The sequence below is a fragment of the Enterococcus sp. 10F3_DIV0382 genome, from assembly GCF_002140245.1.
In the GTDB taxonomy this organism is placed as follows: Bacteria; Bacillota; Bacilli; order Lactobacillales; family Enterococcaceae; genus Enterococcus_B; species Enterococcus_B lactis.
On sequence record NZ_NGMF01000002.1, the window covers coordinates 219,913 to 235,510 of the forward strand.

Genomic DNA, 15,598 nt, shown 5'->3' on the forward strand with positions numbered 1-15,598 from the left:
TGGGAATGAAAGGCAAACTAAAACGAGAAATCAATCTGTTTGGCGCATTAGCTACCGTTATGGGAACCGTGATCGGCGCAGGGGTCTTCTTTAAAACCGCTGCTGTTACTGCAAGCACGCAGTCTACAAGTTTGACATTACTAGCTTGGCTTTTGGGTGGTTTCTTAACGATCTGTGCTGGATTGACAGTGGCTGAATTAGCTACAGCGATCCCAGAAACTGGTGGAGCTGTCAAATATATTGAAGCAGCTTATGGAAAGCTGCCCAGCTTTTTATTAGGGTGGGCGCAAAGCTTGATTTATTTCCCCGCTAATATTGCTGCATTATCGATTATCTTTGCGACACAATTGACGAACTTATTACAATTATCTACCGACTATCTTTTGTTGATTGCAGTGATTACCGCTGTTTCTGTGACAGGATTGAATTTATTAGGAACAAAAGTCGGTGCGTCTGTACAATCAGTGACGCTGATTGTTAAATTGATACCAATTGCCGTGATTGTCGTATGGGGATTATTGACACCAGGACAAGGAACTGTTCAGCTATTTCCAATCGAAGCTGGAAAAGAGGTTACTTTTGTCGAAGGCTTGAGCAGTGCGTTGCTAGCAACATTGTTTGCTTATGACGGTTGGTTAGGCGTCGGCGCAATGGCTGGTGAAATGAAACGGCCGGAAAAAGATTTGCCTAAAGCGATTATACTAGGGCTGAGTTTTGTCACTGTCGTTTATTTATTGATCAATTTTGTTTTCTTGAAAACTCTGCCGATTGATCATCTTGCCGGTAATTTGAACGCAGCTTCTGAAGCATCAGACGTCATTTTTGGAGAAATCGGCGGAAAACTGGTCACTATTGGGATTTTGATTTCGGTATACGGGGCATTGAATGGGTATACCTTAACTGGGATTCGTGTGCCTTATGCGATGGCTTTGGAAGACGAGCTACCTTTCAGCAAACAGCTGACAAAGCTTTCAAAGAAATTTACGGTACCTTATGTTCCTGCGATTTTCCAGTTAGCAGTAGCTTGTATTATGATGAGCCTTGGTTCTTTCGACTTTTTAACCGACATGTTGATTTTTGTGATGTGGCTATTCAGTTTACTGATTTTTATCGGTGTCTTTATTTTAAGAAAAAAAGCGCCGGAATTGCCACGCCCATATAAAGTACCACTTTATCCAATCGTTCCGATTATTGCGATTCTCGGTGCTATTTTCATTTTAGGTATGACGATGATGACGCAAACGAAATTAGCATTGATCGGTATAGGTGTTACCTTGATTGGTATTCCAGTCTATTATCAAAAAAAGAAAAAACGCTCAGAAGAGTAAAATATTTCAACAACAGACAGAAAAAGTACGAACTAAGTCCTCTGGATCTTCGTGCTTTTTCTATTTCAACAAAACAAGTTCTTCTATTTTGATTTTTGCTACTTCTGCAAGCAGTGCTTATGTGCTAAAGTAAGAATGAAAAGGAGAGATAAACATGATATTTGATTCTCATACCCATTTAAATGCTGAGCAGTTCAATGAAGATATTCCAGAAACGATTCAGCGAGCACAAGAAATGGGGGTAACGAAAATGGCGGTCGTGGGCTTCGATACGCCAACGATTGAAAAGTCTTTGCAATTAAGCCATGACTATCCAAATATTTACAGTATTATCGGCTGGCATCCGACAGAGGCTGGCAGTTATACGAAAGAAATCGAAAATAAATTACAAGAACAATTGACTTTGCCAAAGGTTGTAGCATTAGGGGAAATTGGCTTGGATTATCATTGGATGGAAGACCCGAAAGAAGTCCAAGATAAAGTATTTCGCAGACAGATTGCTATCGCAAAAGAAATGAACCTTCCAATCAGTATCCATACTAGAGAAGCACTTGAAGACACGTATCAAATCCTAAAAGAAGAAGATGTTCGAGATATTGGTGGAATCATGCATAGTTTCAGCGGTGATTATGAATGGGCAAAACGATTTCTTGACTTAGGGATGCATATATCATTTAGCGGTGTCGTCACTTTCAAAAAAGCATTAGACGTCCAAGATGCTGCAACAAATGTACCAATCGAACGATTACTTGTGGAAACAGATGCCCCTTATCTGGCACCAGTTCCTTTTAGAGGAAAGCGAAATGAACCAGGCTATACTCGTTATACAGTAGAAAAGATTGCTGAACTTCGGAATCTGCCAACAGAAGAAGTGGCTGCCCAAACATGGTCAAATGCGCACCGATTATTTGGTCTAAGCGAACATGGATAAGATGAAGATTCAAGAGATTATAGTCGTTGAAGGAAAAGACGATACAAGAAGGCTTCGGGAAGTAGTTGATGCAGATACGATAGAAACGATTGGTTCTGCTATCAATGAAGATATCCTGATGCAAATTGAACATGCCCAAGAGACTCGAGGGGTGATCGTTTTTACCGACCCTGATTTTTCAGGAGAAAAAATAAGAAAAATCATTATGGAAGCTGTTCCCCAAGCAAAACATGCTTTTTTACCGCGTACACAAGCTAAACCAAAGAAAAAGGGAAGTCTTGGTGTTGAGCATGCAAGTGATGCTGCTATTTTAGAAGCATTGAAAAAGGTTGTGACGCCAGATATTTCCCAAACGGCTGTTTCTGAAATCACTAGACAAGACCTTTTAGACTATGGTTTAATAGCTGGAGCACAAGCAAAAGAAAAACGAGAAAAACTAGGTGATGAGTTGCGTATCGGTTATACGAATGGCAAACAATTGGAAAAACGTTTGAAGATGTTTCGTATCACGCCGAAAGAGCTCGCACAAGCAATGAAAATAGTGGAGGAACAACATGAGTGAATATCGTGAAATCGCGACACCCTCTAGAACAAAAGAGATTTTATTGAAACATGGTTTTTCATTTAAAAAAAGTTTAGGACAAAATTTTCTCACTGAACCAAATATTTTAAGAAAAATCGTAGAAACTGCGCAAATAGATGAACGAACGAACGTGATCGAAGTTGGGCCAGGAATCGGCGCATTGACAGAACAATTAGCGATGCATGCAAAGCAAGTCGTAGCATTTGAGATTGATGATCGTTTGATCCCTGTATTGGCTGATACGATGCAACCCTATGACAATGTGACCATCATACATCAAGATATTCTGAAGACGGATTTATCAACAGCCGTAAGAGAAACATTTCATGAAGAGCTTCCGTTAAAAGTCGTAGCAAATTTACCTTATTATATTACGACGCCCATCATGATGCATTTTCTTGAATCGGATTTGGTCGTAGATGAATTAGTCGTCATGATGCAAAAAGAAGTAGCTGATCGAATCTCTGCTGAACCAGGAACGAAAGCATACGGTTCATTATCGATTGCTGTTCAATATTATATGGAAGCCAGTTTAGCCTTCATCGTACCAAAAACAGTATTTGTCCCTCAGCCAAATGTAGATTCAGCGATTTTGAAACTGACAAGAAGAGATACACCGGCAGTAGAAGTGACGGACGAAAAAGCATTTTTCCGATTGACAAAAGCTGCATTTCAGCAAAGAAGAAAAACGCTTTGGAATAATTTGCAGCATTCGTATGGCAAAGATGATCAGACAAAAACATGGTTATCAAAAAGCTTGGAAACGGCTGGAATCGATCCAAAACGTCGTGGAGAGACGTTGTCATTACAAGAATTTGCCGCATTAAGCAATGCGATGTCAGAAAATAAGCAGTAAAAAAAGAGGTTGTGAGCCTACCATTTAACTCTGAGGTACAAGGAGCAATTTCAAAAAACAGCTTCTCCTATTTTTGATTTGGTTGGTCTTATCGCCGCTGAGGCAAGCTTTTGATTCCTATTATGAACAAGGAGATGTGACACAAATTTTGTCCCATCTCCTATTTTTGTCTCTTGATCAAAAATTCTTATACTTGATACTCACACTCATTTTGTATGGATTTAGAAAAGAATATGTGTCTTGACAGTTATTAGTAAGTAAGTTATACTAAGTCGACATTTAAGTGTCAAGACATATTAGGAGAGAGAAAAAATGAGAAAAAATTCAGTTCGAAAACTAACGATTTCTGCTTTATTGATTGGGATGGGGGTCATTATCCCAATGGTTATGCCTAAAATCATGATTCCACCTGCTTCTTTTACATTAGCGTCTCATGTGCCATTATTTATTGCGATGTTTTTTACACCAGGAGTTGCAGTGGCTGTTGCGCTAGGTACGACATTCGGTTTCTTTTTGACAACGCCAGTTATCATTGCATTGCGCGCATTGTCACATCTTGTATTTGCATTGATTGGGGCATGGTACTTGCAGAAGCATCCGAGTATCGTTTTAAAGAATGGACAGTTTACTTTTACTAATTGGCGTTTTCAAGGGTTCAATTTTGTGATAGGTGTGATTCATTCTTTAGTAGAAATGCTAGTAGTCAGCATCTTTTACTTCATCGGTAATATGCCTGACACGTATTACTCTCAAGGGTATTTTTATACAGTGTTCATCTTGATGGGAATTGGTGGACTCATCCACAGTTTGGTTGATTATAATATTGCTTATTTTATAGCAGGAACACTCAGCAAATATTTTGATATCCCGGTATTTACGGCAGCAAAAAAAGGAAATCGGAAAGAATCGATTCAAGGGTACGCGAAGAAAACGATATACTAATGAACTATCAAAGAAAAACTCTCATCTGCTAACGGATAATAAATCCGCTAAGAGGAGAGTTTTTTGTCCTAAAAAGAGCCACACCACTATTTTCTGGCGTAGCTCTAAAGGGGGCAGATTAGGGAAGTTTGATGACTTGTTCGGTTTCTTTATCAAAGAAGTGGCCTTTGCTGATGTTGAAGGCAAGCTCGACTATTTCGCCTGGTTTATGGAAATCTCTTGCATCTACTTTTGAGATGAACTCAGTAGAACCAGTTTTTGTGTAAAGCATCGTTTCAGCACCAAGTAATTCGGAAACGACAACTTCTGATTTGACTACGGCTTCAGGTGAAGCTTCAAGGGCTACTTGTTCACTGTGGATGTCTTCTGGACGAATACCGAAGATAACTTCTTTTCCTTCATAACCTTTTTCAACTAATACTTTGTTTTTCCCTTCAGGAATACGAAGCTTAAGCCCATGTCCATCTGTGATGACACCGTTTTTCAATGTCACATTAAAGAAGTTCATGGCAGGAGATCCAATAAAGCCGGCAACGAACATATTGACTGGTGTATCATAAACTTCTTTCGGTGTACCGATTTGCTGGATAAATCCATCTTTCATGATAACGATTCGGTCAGCCATAGTCATCGCTTCTGTCTGATCATGAGTAACATAGATTGTCGTTGTTTCAAGACGTTGGTGAAGTTTGGCAATCTCAGCACGCATGGCTACACGTAATTTAGCATCTAAGTTTGACAATGGTTCATCCATCAAGAAGACTTTGGCATCCCGAACGATTGCACGTCCTAATGCTACACGTTGTCGTTGTCCACCAGATAAAGCAGCTGGTTTTCGTTTCAAGTATTCTGTCAGTCCGAGGATCTCTGCTGCATTGTCCACACGCTTTTTAATGTCTGCTTTATCATATTTACGTAATTTCAAACCAAAAGCCATATTATCATAAACAGTCATGTGAGGATACAATGCATAGTTTTGGAAAACCATGGCAATATCACGGTCTTTAGGTGCCACGTCATTCATGACTTTTCCGCCAATATTTAGTTCTCCTTCAGAGATATCTTCCAGTCCCGCAATCATTCGCAAAGTAGTTGACTTTCCACAACCGGAAGGACCAACAAAAACGATAAATTCACGGTCTTTGATTGATAGATTAAAATCAGTCACAGAATAATTTTCTGCATTATCATATTTTTTATATACGTTTTTCAGAGCCATTTCTACCATAATACGTTCCACACTTTCTTTTTTAGTTTTATTAACTGATTTAAGTATAAATGAAAGCGTTAACTAAGTTCAATGTCATGTTGAACAAGAATTTTTTCTTTTTTTTGTCAATGTGCTAGTTTTAAGCTTCAATAAATATCCATAAGAAATAAAAACTGATACACTGGAGTAAATAAGTATGTTAACCATATCAAAAGGAGTGTCTCTTATGAAAATCGCTTTGATCGCTCATGACCGAAAAAAATCTATGATGGTGAAATTAGCAACAGCGTATAAAACAATATTGGAAAAACATGAACTTTTTGCTACCGGGACGACTGGACAACGTATCACGGAAGCGACCGGCTTGCCCATTCATCGGTTTAAATCCGGACCGTTAGGCGGAGATCAGCAAATTGGAGCAATGATCTCGGAGGACCAGTTAGATTTGGTGATTTTTCTTCGAGACCCGTTGGCTGCACAGCCGCATGAACCAGATGTAACAGCACTTATCCGTTTATCTGACGTTTATGAGATTCCGTTGGCTACGAATATCGGAACAGCTGAGGTGCTGCTAAGAGGATTGGAAGCCGGCTTCCTAGATTTTCGAAGAATCGTCCATGAAATAGACAAACGTCCACTTTCATTTTGATGGACAAGTGTATGGAAAAATAACGTTTAATGTTCGTCTATATGTAGCTATAAAAGCTAAACAAACTGAAAATATGCAATATAATACGAACGTATTGTATAATATAACCAATAATATTAGTTTTTCGTGTTTGCAGTAAATGTGAAAATATGCTATAGTTTCTGTGGGAAAAGATCCCAAAAATAATACAGAGTAGAAAATAAAGCGTTAAGTGCTAAGAGGATGGGATGTTGCCTCTTGGACGAAGGACGTAATGTTCGCGGTTTTATTTTCGCATTCGCTGCATGATACGATGTAGCAGCTCTTAAAGGAGATGCTAAAAATGAAGAAACACCGGTTAGACGCACGTATGATTGCTATTATGGGCTTACTGATTGCATTGATGGTCACGTTGTCCCGTCTGGTAGCAATCGAGACCCCATTTATTAAAATCAGTGTCACATTTATTCCACAAGTGATCATGGGCATTCTTTTTGGTCCTTTTTGGTCAGGGATAGGCGCAGTTTTAGCTGATTTAGTAGGAATGGCTCTCTTCTCAAAATCTACATTTTTTATTGGATTTACATTGAATGCATTTATTGAAGGAGCAATCTACGGATTCTTTTTCTATCGAAAAGAAATCACTTGGAAAAATGCGATTTTGGCTACGCTTAGTGTCACGCTGATCATAAACTTATTTTTGACACCATTATGGCTTGCGTTGATGTACCATGTGCCATTGTTCAGCTGGGTCGTTTGGGCGCCCCGCCTGTTAAAAACAGTGATATGGTTACCGATTCAATCAATTGCCATTTATTACGTAGGACGTAGTATTCCTTACAAAAAAATTTTAAGAAGTTTAGCGATCCACGCTAAATAAAAAACAAGCAGTCTTCCCATCCCAGAAGACTGCTTGTTTTTATTGTGCTGTGAATTGTGCTTGATAGAGCCGTCGGTAATAACCATCTTTTTGAAGCAACTCATCATGGGTGCCCATTTCGACAATGGCTCCCTGATCCATCACTAATATCTGGTCCGCATTTTTGATTGTGGACAGGCGATGGGCAATAACAAAACTGGTTTTACCTTCCATCATTGCTAAGAAGGCTTGTTGGATTTTTTTCTCTGTCAATGTATCGACTGAGCTAGTAGCCTCATCTAAGATCAGCATAGGCGGATTACTGATCATCGTTCGAGCAATCGTCAACAGTTGGCGTTGTCCATCTGATATCTTTAACCCTTGACCGCCAATCTTAGTATCTAATTTTTCCGGCAAACGTTCAACAAATTCATACATATAAGAAGCTTTTAGGGCATCATTGATTTCTGCGTCACTTGCTTCCGGATTCCCAAAACGAAGATTTTCTCGCAATGTACTGTCAAATAGCCAAGTATCTTGTAACACCATTCCAAAACTTTTACGTAATGTATCACGTTGGATAGAGCGGATGTCATGGTCATCGATTGTAATCGTTCCTTTTGTTGTGTCATAAAAACGCATCAGCAAATTAACAAGTGTGGATTTTCCGGCTCCTGTTTTTCCTACTATAGCAATGGTTTGACCTGGATAAGCAGTAAAATTGAAATCTTCGATCAAACGCTGTTTGGGGTCATAAGAAAAAGAAACATGATCAAAAGAGACTTTTCCTTTGATATTTTTGGGTTCCAAGGCATAGGCATCTGGCAAATCAGGCGTTTCTTCTGGTTGATCGATCAAATCAAATGCTCGTTCTAGACCAGAAAAAGCGGTTTGCAGTTGTGTCGTGATTCCAGAAAGTTCGATAAATGGTTTAGAAAACTGACTTGAGTAGATCGTAAAGCTGGAAATCACACCAACAGTGATTGACGAACCACTCTTCAATGCCAATAGGCCGCCAACCAAACCAATCGATAAATAAGCAAGGTGATCTACAAAACGAGAAGACGGGTTTGTCAAGGAAGAAGAAAATTGTGCCCGTTGTCCTTTTTGATATAGATCAGCATTTAACAGTTCAAATTGCTGTTGACTAGCTTCTTCTTGCTGAAAAGCTTTCACGATTTTCTGATTACCGATTCGTTCGGTCACAAAGCCCGAAATCTCCCCAATGATTCTTTGCTGTCTATCGAAATTTGTTTGCGAAGCACGAGCAACGATCCAACTCACAAGGAAAATAATCGGTGTGGAACAAAGAACGACCAATGTCAGAAGTGGACTTAGACGCATCATAAAAATAAACGAAAGAAGGATGATCGCAACTCCGGAAAACAATTGATTGAAGGCGGCAGAAATCGCAATAGAAATGTTGTCCATATCATTTGTAAATCGACTGACGATATTTCCATGAGAATTTTGATCATAATAACGAAGTGGCAATCGATTTAAATGGGCAAAAGCATCTTTTCTTAATGTTGCAACGGACAAGGAAGCTAACCGATTGCTTAATACTTGGATGAGCCATTGACTGACTACATTGATTAAAACGATTCCACCGAACAGAATCAGTAAATGGAATAGTCGATTGAAGCGAACTTGTCCTTCTCCGATCATTTGATCGATACTTTGGCCAATTTGTAACGTCATCACAACTGTTGCGATCCCGTTGATAATCCCTAGTAATACAGCTAGCCAAATGTCTTTCGCATAAGCAGTAAGATAAGGGATGAAGCGACGGAGTGTCTGCAAGGATAATTTTTTTACTTTCATAACTATTCTTCCTCCTGTGATGCGACGATTTCCTGATATTCCGCTGATTGAGCAAGTAATTCTTCATGCGTACCTTGAGCAGCGATCTTTCCTTGATCCATCACTAAGATATGGTGTGCTTCTTGAATGGAGCGGACACGTTGGGAGATAATGATCACTGTACTGCCAAGATAAGTCTGCAGCGCCTTACGCAAATCCAAGTCAGTCTGATAATCCAACGCACTCAAAGAGTCATCTAAAATCAGTAATTCTGGCTTGGCAATCAAAGCTCTTGCAATCGTTAGTCGCTGTTTTTGACCGCCGGAGAAATTTTTTCCGTTTTCCATGACTTTTGTATCTAAACCATTTGGAAGCTGACGTACAAATTCTTCTGCCTGAGCGATTTTCAGGGCTTCCCAACACTCATCTTCTGTGGCATCTTGCTTACCCCATTGAAGGTTTTCACGAATAGTCCCAGTAAATAACACGGAAGTTTGGGGAACAAGGGCGATTTGCTGACGAAGATGATCCAGCTGCCAAGATCGAACGTCCATTCCATCCATTATGACTGTACCGGAACTGACATCATAGAAGCGCGGAATCAATTGAGTCAAAGTCGTTTTCCCGCTTCCCGTTGGACCAATGATTCCAAGGACCGTATTTCGCTTCAGCTGAAATGTAATCCCTTGAAGAGAAAGCCCAGAATCAGGAGTATAACGGAAGTCAACGTGATCAAAAGCGAGAATCGATTCAGAAGAAAAATCGGGAGTAGTACTGATCTCGGCTTCAAGAATCGAATTCTCTGTGTCTAGAACCTCTTTTACTCGATTACCTGAAGCTTCGGCACGTGTGAAGATCACGACGAGGTTTGAAACAACGATCAGTGCCAAAAGCATTTGATTCATATAATTGATCAAAGCAAGAACTTGTCCTTGTTGCAAACTACCAATGTTTACTTTGATCCCGCCAACTGTTAGCAAACAAATGATTCCGACATTCATGATCAAGGTCGTAGCAGGTGATAAAAGGGCAGAGATATTGGAAACACGTAAATAATTGTTCGCTAGATCATTTGTGCTTTTATCAAACTTTTCTGTTTCTTTTTTTGTCTGTGCAAATGCACGTATGACACGAACGCCGCTAAGATTCTGGCTGACGTGTTCATTGAGCTGGTCTAGTTTTTCTTGCACTTTTTGATAGAGAGGAACAGTTTTTCTGATGATAAAAAATAAAATGATGGAGAAAATAGGCAATAATGCTAAGAAAAACAGACCTACTTCCCAGTCGATCACAAAAGCCATGACTACTGAACCGATGCTTAAAAATGGTGCTCTAATCAATAAACGAATGACCATTGCTAAAGCTAGTTGAAGCTGATTGATGTCGTTTGTCATTCGAGTGATCAAGGTATCTGTTCCAAAATGATTCAACTCGTTGTGAGAGAAAGTATTGATTTTTTTGATCAGCTGATTTCGCAACTCTGTACCAAATCCTTGTGAAGCTACTGAAGCGTAATATTGGCAAATGATAGCACAAATCAGACCAATCACAGACATAGCGACCATCCATAAGCCCATTTCAATGATTTTTCCTCGGTCATTCATTTTTAGTCCATTATCGATCAAGGAAGCCATCATTAAAGGTAGGACAAGTTCGAAGACAGCCTCAAGAAACTTGAAGAACGGACCCAAAATGATTTGCTTACGATAATCTTTTGCATAACGTAATAACTGAATCATATGATTCCTCCTATTATTTATTTGTCTACAGTTGAAAAAACAAGTACTACCACATTGTAGCTTAGGAAATTTAGAATGAAAAGAGAACAAGCCTTTTCATAAATGAAAGTTTTATTATGAAGAGATTTTAGAGATTGAATAGAGTATTTTTTAGAAAAAAAGAAAGAGAACGGGAAATTCATCCCGGTCTCTTCATTCCTCCAAACGTCTATTTTGTCCGATTTTTTTATAAATGAATCGTGTGCAAAAGGTGGATCAGGTACAGAATCATCAATGGAGCGCTATTTATTTTTTGAAAATAAAAAAGTAGTGATTCCATGATTTAAGTAAAAAACAGCGAGTATAAAGCAAATGATCTTAGTAATGAATAAAATCTCATAAAATGGGGAGGGCGAAGCTTCATTTTCCATAAAAACCATCGTTATTTTTGGCGAAAAAATTAAAAGTAACGATGTTATTAAATCTAATAAAAGCTTTGTTTTCATAGTTTATTCTCCTTTTTTAAAAGTTGTTGAAATCGTTTTCTTTTTGTGCTATAAAGTTATTGTAACAAATTGTTTGTGGGAAAGCTAATTAATGTTGAAAGAAGGGATATGAGAATGAAAAAATCGTTGATTGGTTTATTATGTGTGGCAACTTTAGGGGGGGGTAAGTAATATCGGACAGCCTGTGTTTGCTGTAGAAGTGGATGCATCAGTGATCGACATATCAAATGAAAAGAAAGAGATAAACATAAGTCCCGTACTCACTTTTGATGAAATGGTGCGAGAAGTAGCAAAAGAAAACGGCATCCCTATTATCCAAGCACAACAAGAGCTTGGATTCACAGATGAAAGTGCAAGACAAGTACGTACAGCAAGAGCAACATACAGAACATTATCGCAATCTTTCACAGTCAATGCTAGTTATAGACCCACGATGCGCTTTTATTGCGAGACCAGTGAAAGTGGAAATTTTAGGGCTATCAAAAGAATCCTACGAGTTGAAATGATCCGCGGATATAATGGTTTGTCGAAACAATTTGGTGGAACTGTTTATGTTCATTTAGAAGATGCTAACCGTATTTTTTACATTGTAAATGGCGACTTCTTCAATAATGGTTCAACAACTTGGAATGCAGGGGTGAACATCGGAGTAGGAAGAAACGCTTCTATTAAGTTTGGTGTAACGAATACAACCTCTCATTATCAATATCGCTATGTAGAAAGCCGTTTGCGATTTTGATATCAAAACAGCACACGAAAAAGAAAACAAGGCAGGAACAGTGATGTTTCTACCTTGTTTTCTTAATCAATGGGAAAAAACTAAGAGTGGTGTACGTAATCAATAAAAAGGATGGTGACAACAGTACCTCTTTACTCTCTGAAAGCATCATAACTCGTTTTTCCTCGTTACGCCAATAAATTGTTGTTATACCATATATAAGGATTTGTAATAACAAAAAGCAGACAGAAAAATTGAGAGCTGTGCCTCCTATTTTGTGTGGAAGGATTTATAGAGCGCAAAAATCAAGATAAAGATAAATAAAAATCCTGTTTCGGCTATATATTGCGTATCTACATCGATAAAACGGGTTTGTTCTGTCATAGCCATATAAAGCAAAGGTAAAAACACAACCACAGCGAGATAAGATCCGATGATTTCGCGAAAAGTTTTCCAAGAAGTATACTTCCTCTTTTTAGATTTATCCGATTTCATTGAATAGTCATAGCCTCCTTGTTCTTTCTTTATTGTTTGGAAATTCCAGTATAAAAACCGGAAGGAACTGTTCGTTTTTAGAATAAAAATTATAAGGGATAAGTAAGCTGCTGTCTATAACAAGACATATTTTTCAACTCTTTATTAAAGATTTTATTGACAAAATGAATCCGTTTTCTATGATGGAGTAGGGGTGAATAAGTTGTTAAAAAACGAAATTTTATGCTACTTAGAGAACCAGACAGCCTTTTTCGATCTCAACCATATGAACGAGGTCTTTACAGCACAAAGATTGGCTGAACATTTTGGGGTAAAAAGAAACACAGTCAGTCATTATTTGAACCAGTTGAACGAGGAGAAACTACTAGTCAAAATCAATTCTCGTCCAGTGGTTTATTTCCACAAAGAAGCTTTTGAAAAACAATTTTTTCAGTTACGTACGAATTTTTATTTTTCTATCAATGATCTTAAAGAAGAACAGCCTTTTTTCGCACAACCAAAAGATTTATTCTCTTTTATGATCGGACACGACGCCAGTTTGAAAGAAAGTATCGAACAAATCAAAACAGCTCTTTACTATCCAGATGGCGGACTGCCACTTTTGATCACAGGCGAAAGCGGCACAGGTAAAAGTTATTTAGTCCATTTAGTCTATCAGTATTGTCTACTTCATGATTTACTAGAGGACTCTGCACCATTCATCACTTTCAATTGTGCACAATATGCAGATAATCCTGAACTGTTGACTAGCAATTTGTTTGGACATGTCAAAGGAGCTTACACTGGAGCAGAAGAAAATAAAAAAGGGGCTTTCGAAGCAGCAGATGGTCGAATCTTGTTTTTAGACGAGGTACATCGCTTAACACCAGAAGGGCAGGAAAAACTATTCACCTATCTTGATCAAGGTGTGATTTATCGTATGGGAGAACCTAATGTGTCACGGCGGATCAAAACACGTCTTTTTTTTGCCACAACAGAGGAGACCACTAGTCATTTCTTAACCACTTTCATTCGAAGAATACCTATCCGAATCGAACTACCTGCACTCAATCAGCGTAGTCGAAATGAACGGCTAGAACTGGTTTACTCTTTTTTTATCGAGGAACAAAGAAAAATGGGGAGCCCTTTGTCAGTCAGTGGCCCAGTTTTGTCACTTCTAGCAGGTCAAAACTTATCTGGAAACATAGGAGAGCTGAAAAATATTGTCAAAGTTTCAGCGGCAAAAGCGTATGCTGAACAACGTGAACAGTCGGAGATCCATGTCACCATCCATCATTTGCAAAAAGAACTACTCGCTGAGCCCATTACCAAAAATACAGCACAGCAAGGAATCTATATCACGCAAGACCAGACCTTAGAACAATTGATGGAAAAGCAACAACCAGAACAGCAACGAATCGTTAAAAGTTTTGAGCAGATCCTGCTTGATTTCAAAAAAAATGAGTGTCTTCTATATTCTTGCGAAGGAAAACTAAAACAAGAAGTGATCCAATTATTTGATTTTTTGCTGTTTGAGACCAGTAGACAAGAAAAACACGAGCTGTTGGTTTATTAGACTCAATCTATCCGTGAGACCTTTCGACAAATGGAGTCTGCCTATCAAATCAAGTTCGATGGAAACAGTGTCTATGCCTTGAGTTACTATCTTTATCAGCGAAGCACTGTCAAATGGTTACCGGAAGAACATGCGATTATCCAACTAATCAAAGAATTAGAAAAACAGGTTTCTCAATCTTATCCATCTAGCTATCATTATGTCCAGCGAATCTTGGAACTGAGTAAGATTAAATTAGATATTGAAGTCACTAGTATGGATCGGATTTTACTGACGATCTATCTAAAAAAAGCAAAATGGTCAAAAGAAAAACGACTGCCAAAAGCAATGATTGCTGCGCACGGTTATGCAACTGCTAGCAGTATGGCAAATGTGGTCAATCGTTTATTACAAGAAGATCTATTTGAATCATTTGATATGCCGCTAGATGTCACTCCACAGCAGATTGCTTCAGAAATTGTGGATTATTGCGAAAACAGCGATGTTTCAAATGGATTGATCATATTAGTAGATATGGGATCTCTGAAAGAAATCCATCAGTTTTTTAAAAAACAACTATCTGTACCACTTTTGATTTTAAATAATGTGACGACACCTTTAGCCATCACAGTAGGGGAATGCTTGCAAAAAAATGCAGCATTAGAAGAAATAGCAGAAGAGGCTGTTCGTCAAACCAAACCAGAATGGCGGCTCCTCTATCCACAAGAAAATAAACCCAAAGCACTCATTACTACCTGCTTCACTGGAATCGGCACGGCGGCTCACCTAAGTGCACTGCTAGAGAAAAGCTTGCCTACGACTTGTCAGTTGAAAATCATCCCATATGAATATCAGCGATTAAAAGATAAGAAAAACAGGGACCCACTGTTTTCCATATACGAAATCGTAGGGATCATAGGTACCGCAGATCCTGCTATCACCGATATCGACTATCTTTCATTAGAAGACCTCATCTCAGGAGAGAAGATGTCTGTACTGGCAGAATGGTTGGATTCTGCTATGAATGTTTCAGATAAGGAAACATTCAACCAGAACATCATTCGCAATTTTTCATTGGAGAAAGTACTGGACTCTGTGACTATTCTAGATACAGAAAAGGTGATGGAGGAAATCGATCATTTTATGCGAGAATTAGAGGTGCAGTTGAATCGAAGAATCAGTAATCCCAAAAAACTAGCGTTATATGTCCATGTGAGTTGTCTAATCGAACGTTTGATTCGACAAATGCCAATTGAAACCTATCAAGGATTAGAGAAATGGGAACAGTGTCAAAAAGAAGAGATATTTGCCATTAAATCTGCATTTAGTGTCATTGAAGAGCATTATAGTGTCATGATCCCTCGTTCTGAGATTGCCTATATCTGTGATATTTTGAGTGAAAGTACAGAGTTACTCTCGATAGAAGAAGAATTTTGAACATAAGCAAGTTGTGGCCACTAACTTTGGCACACAACTTGCTTTTTTAG

12 protein-coding genes, 1 pseudogene and 1 riboswitch are annotated in these 15,598 nt (G+C 38.6%); of the genes and pseudogenes, 9 read left to right on the forward strand and 4 right to left on the reverse strand.

All coding sequences use genetic code 11. The features are described from left to right. Positions 1–5 precede the first annotated feature (5 nt). From A5849_RS11625 to A5849_RS11645, 5 genes are all read left to right on the forward strand, one after another. Positions 6–1,328 carry an APC family permease gene (locus A5849_RS11625; RefSeq protein ID WP_002293587.1) on the forward strand — a complete coding sequence of 441 codons (1,323 nt, stop codon included), beginning with the start codon at positions 6–8 and terminating at the stop codon, positions 1,326–1,328. A gap of 154 nt (positions 1,329–1,482) precedes the next feature. Continuing rightward, positions 1,483–2,259 carry a TatD family hydrolase gene (locus A5849_RS11630; protein WP_086310118.1) on the forward strand — a complete coding sequence of 259 codons (777 nt, stop codon included), beginning with the start codon at positions 1,483–1,485 and terminating at the stop codon, positions 2,257–2,259. Beyond that, a complete protein-coding gene (rnmV, locus tag A5849_RS11635; protein WP_002310144.1) occupies positions 2,252–2,821 on the forward strand; it encodes a ribonuclease M5 in 570 nt (189 codons plus the stop codon). Before A5849_RS11630 ends, rnmV begins: the two co-directional genes overlap by 8 nt. Next, positions 2,814–3,698: a 16S rRNA (adenine(1518)-N(6)/adenine(1519)-N(6))-dimethyltransferase RsmA gene (gene rsmA / locus A5849_RS11640; protein WP_002310145.1), complete on the forward strand. Its 885-nt coding sequence runs from the start codon at positions 2,814–2,816 to the stop codon at positions 3,696–3,698. The genes rnmV and rsmA overlap by 8 nt, the downstream gene beginning before the upstream one ends. 312 nt (positions 3,699–4,010) lie before the next feature. Next, on the forward strand, positions 4,011–4,640 hold the full coding sequence (locus A5849_RS11645; protein WP_002314080.1) for a hypothetical protein: 630 nt from the start codon (positions 4,011–4,013) through the stop codon (positions 4,638–4,640). Positions 4,641–4,758: 118 nt separating this feature from the next. Here the strand turns inward: A5849_RS11645 and A5849_RS11650 are convergent, their stop codons facing one another. Continuing rightward, a complete protein-coding gene (locus A5849_RS11650) occupies positions 4,759–5,868 on the reverse strand; it encodes an ABC transporter ATP-binding protein (protein WP_002310147.1) in 1,110 nt (369 codons plus the stop codon). A gap of 208 nt (positions 5,869–6,076) precedes the next feature. On the opposite strand from A5849_RS11650, the gene mgsA reads away from it, so the two are divergent. Together mgsA and A5849_RS11660 are read left to right on the forward strand one after the other, a co-directional pair. Continuing rightward, a complete protein-coding gene (gene mgsA, locus A5849_RS11655) occupies positions 6,077–6,499 on the forward strand; it encodes a methylglyoxal synthase (RefSeq protein WP_002310148.1) in 423 nt (140 codons plus the stop codon). Positions 6,500–6,685: 186 nt separating this feature from the next. Next, positions 6,686–6,784, forward strand: a riboswitch (THF riboswitch). A 37-nt stretch (positions 6,785–6,821) separates the two neighbouring features. Beyond that, positions 6,822–7,358, forward strand: a complete 537-nt coding sequence (locus tag A5849_RS11660) for a folate family ECF transporter S component (RefSeq protein ID WP_002310149.1) — start codon at positions 6,822–6,824, stop codon at positions 7,356–7,358. Positions 7,359–7,397: 39 nt separating this feature from the next. Here A5849_RS11660 and A5849_RS11665 read toward each other — a convergent pair whose 3' ends face one another. Beyond that, positions 7,398–9,161, reverse strand: a complete 1,764-nt coding sequence (locus tag A5849_RS11665) for an ABC transporter ATP-binding protein (protein ID WP_086310119.1) — start codon at positions 9,159–9,161, stop codon at positions 7,398–7,400. A 2-nt stretch (positions 9,162–9,163) separates the two neighbouring features. Then, positions 9,164–10,879, reverse strand: coding sequence for an ABC transporter ATP-binding protein (locus A5849_RS11670; protein ID WP_002310151.1), 1,716 nt, complete (start codon positions 10,877–10,879; stop codon positions 9,164–9,166). A 669-nt stretch (positions 10,880–11,548) separates the two neighbouring features. Here A5849_RS11670 and A5849_RS11685 point away from each other — a divergent pair. After that, positions 11,549–12,103 carry a hypothetical protein gene (locus A5849_RS11685; protein WP_086310120.1) on the forward strand — a complete coding sequence of 185 codons (555 nt, stop codon included), beginning with the start codon at positions 11,549–11,551 and terminating at the stop codon, positions 12,101–12,103. 249 nt (positions 12,104–12,352) lie between these two features. Here A5849_RS11685 and A5849_RS11690 read toward each other — a convergent pair whose 3' ends face one another. Beyond that, on the reverse strand, positions 12,353–12,577 hold the full coding sequence (locus tag A5849_RS11690; RefSeq protein ID WP_002310155.1) for a hypothetical protein: 225 nt from the start codon (positions 12,575–12,577) through the stop codon (positions 12,353–12,355). 193 nt (positions 12,578–12,770) lie between these two features. Between A5849_RS11690 and A5849_RS11695 the strand changes: the two are divergent. Beyond that, positions 12,771–15,548 (forward strand): annotated as a pseudogene (locus A5849_RS11695) (sigma 54-interacting transcriptional regulator). Positions 15,549–15,598: the final 50 nt, after the last annotated feature.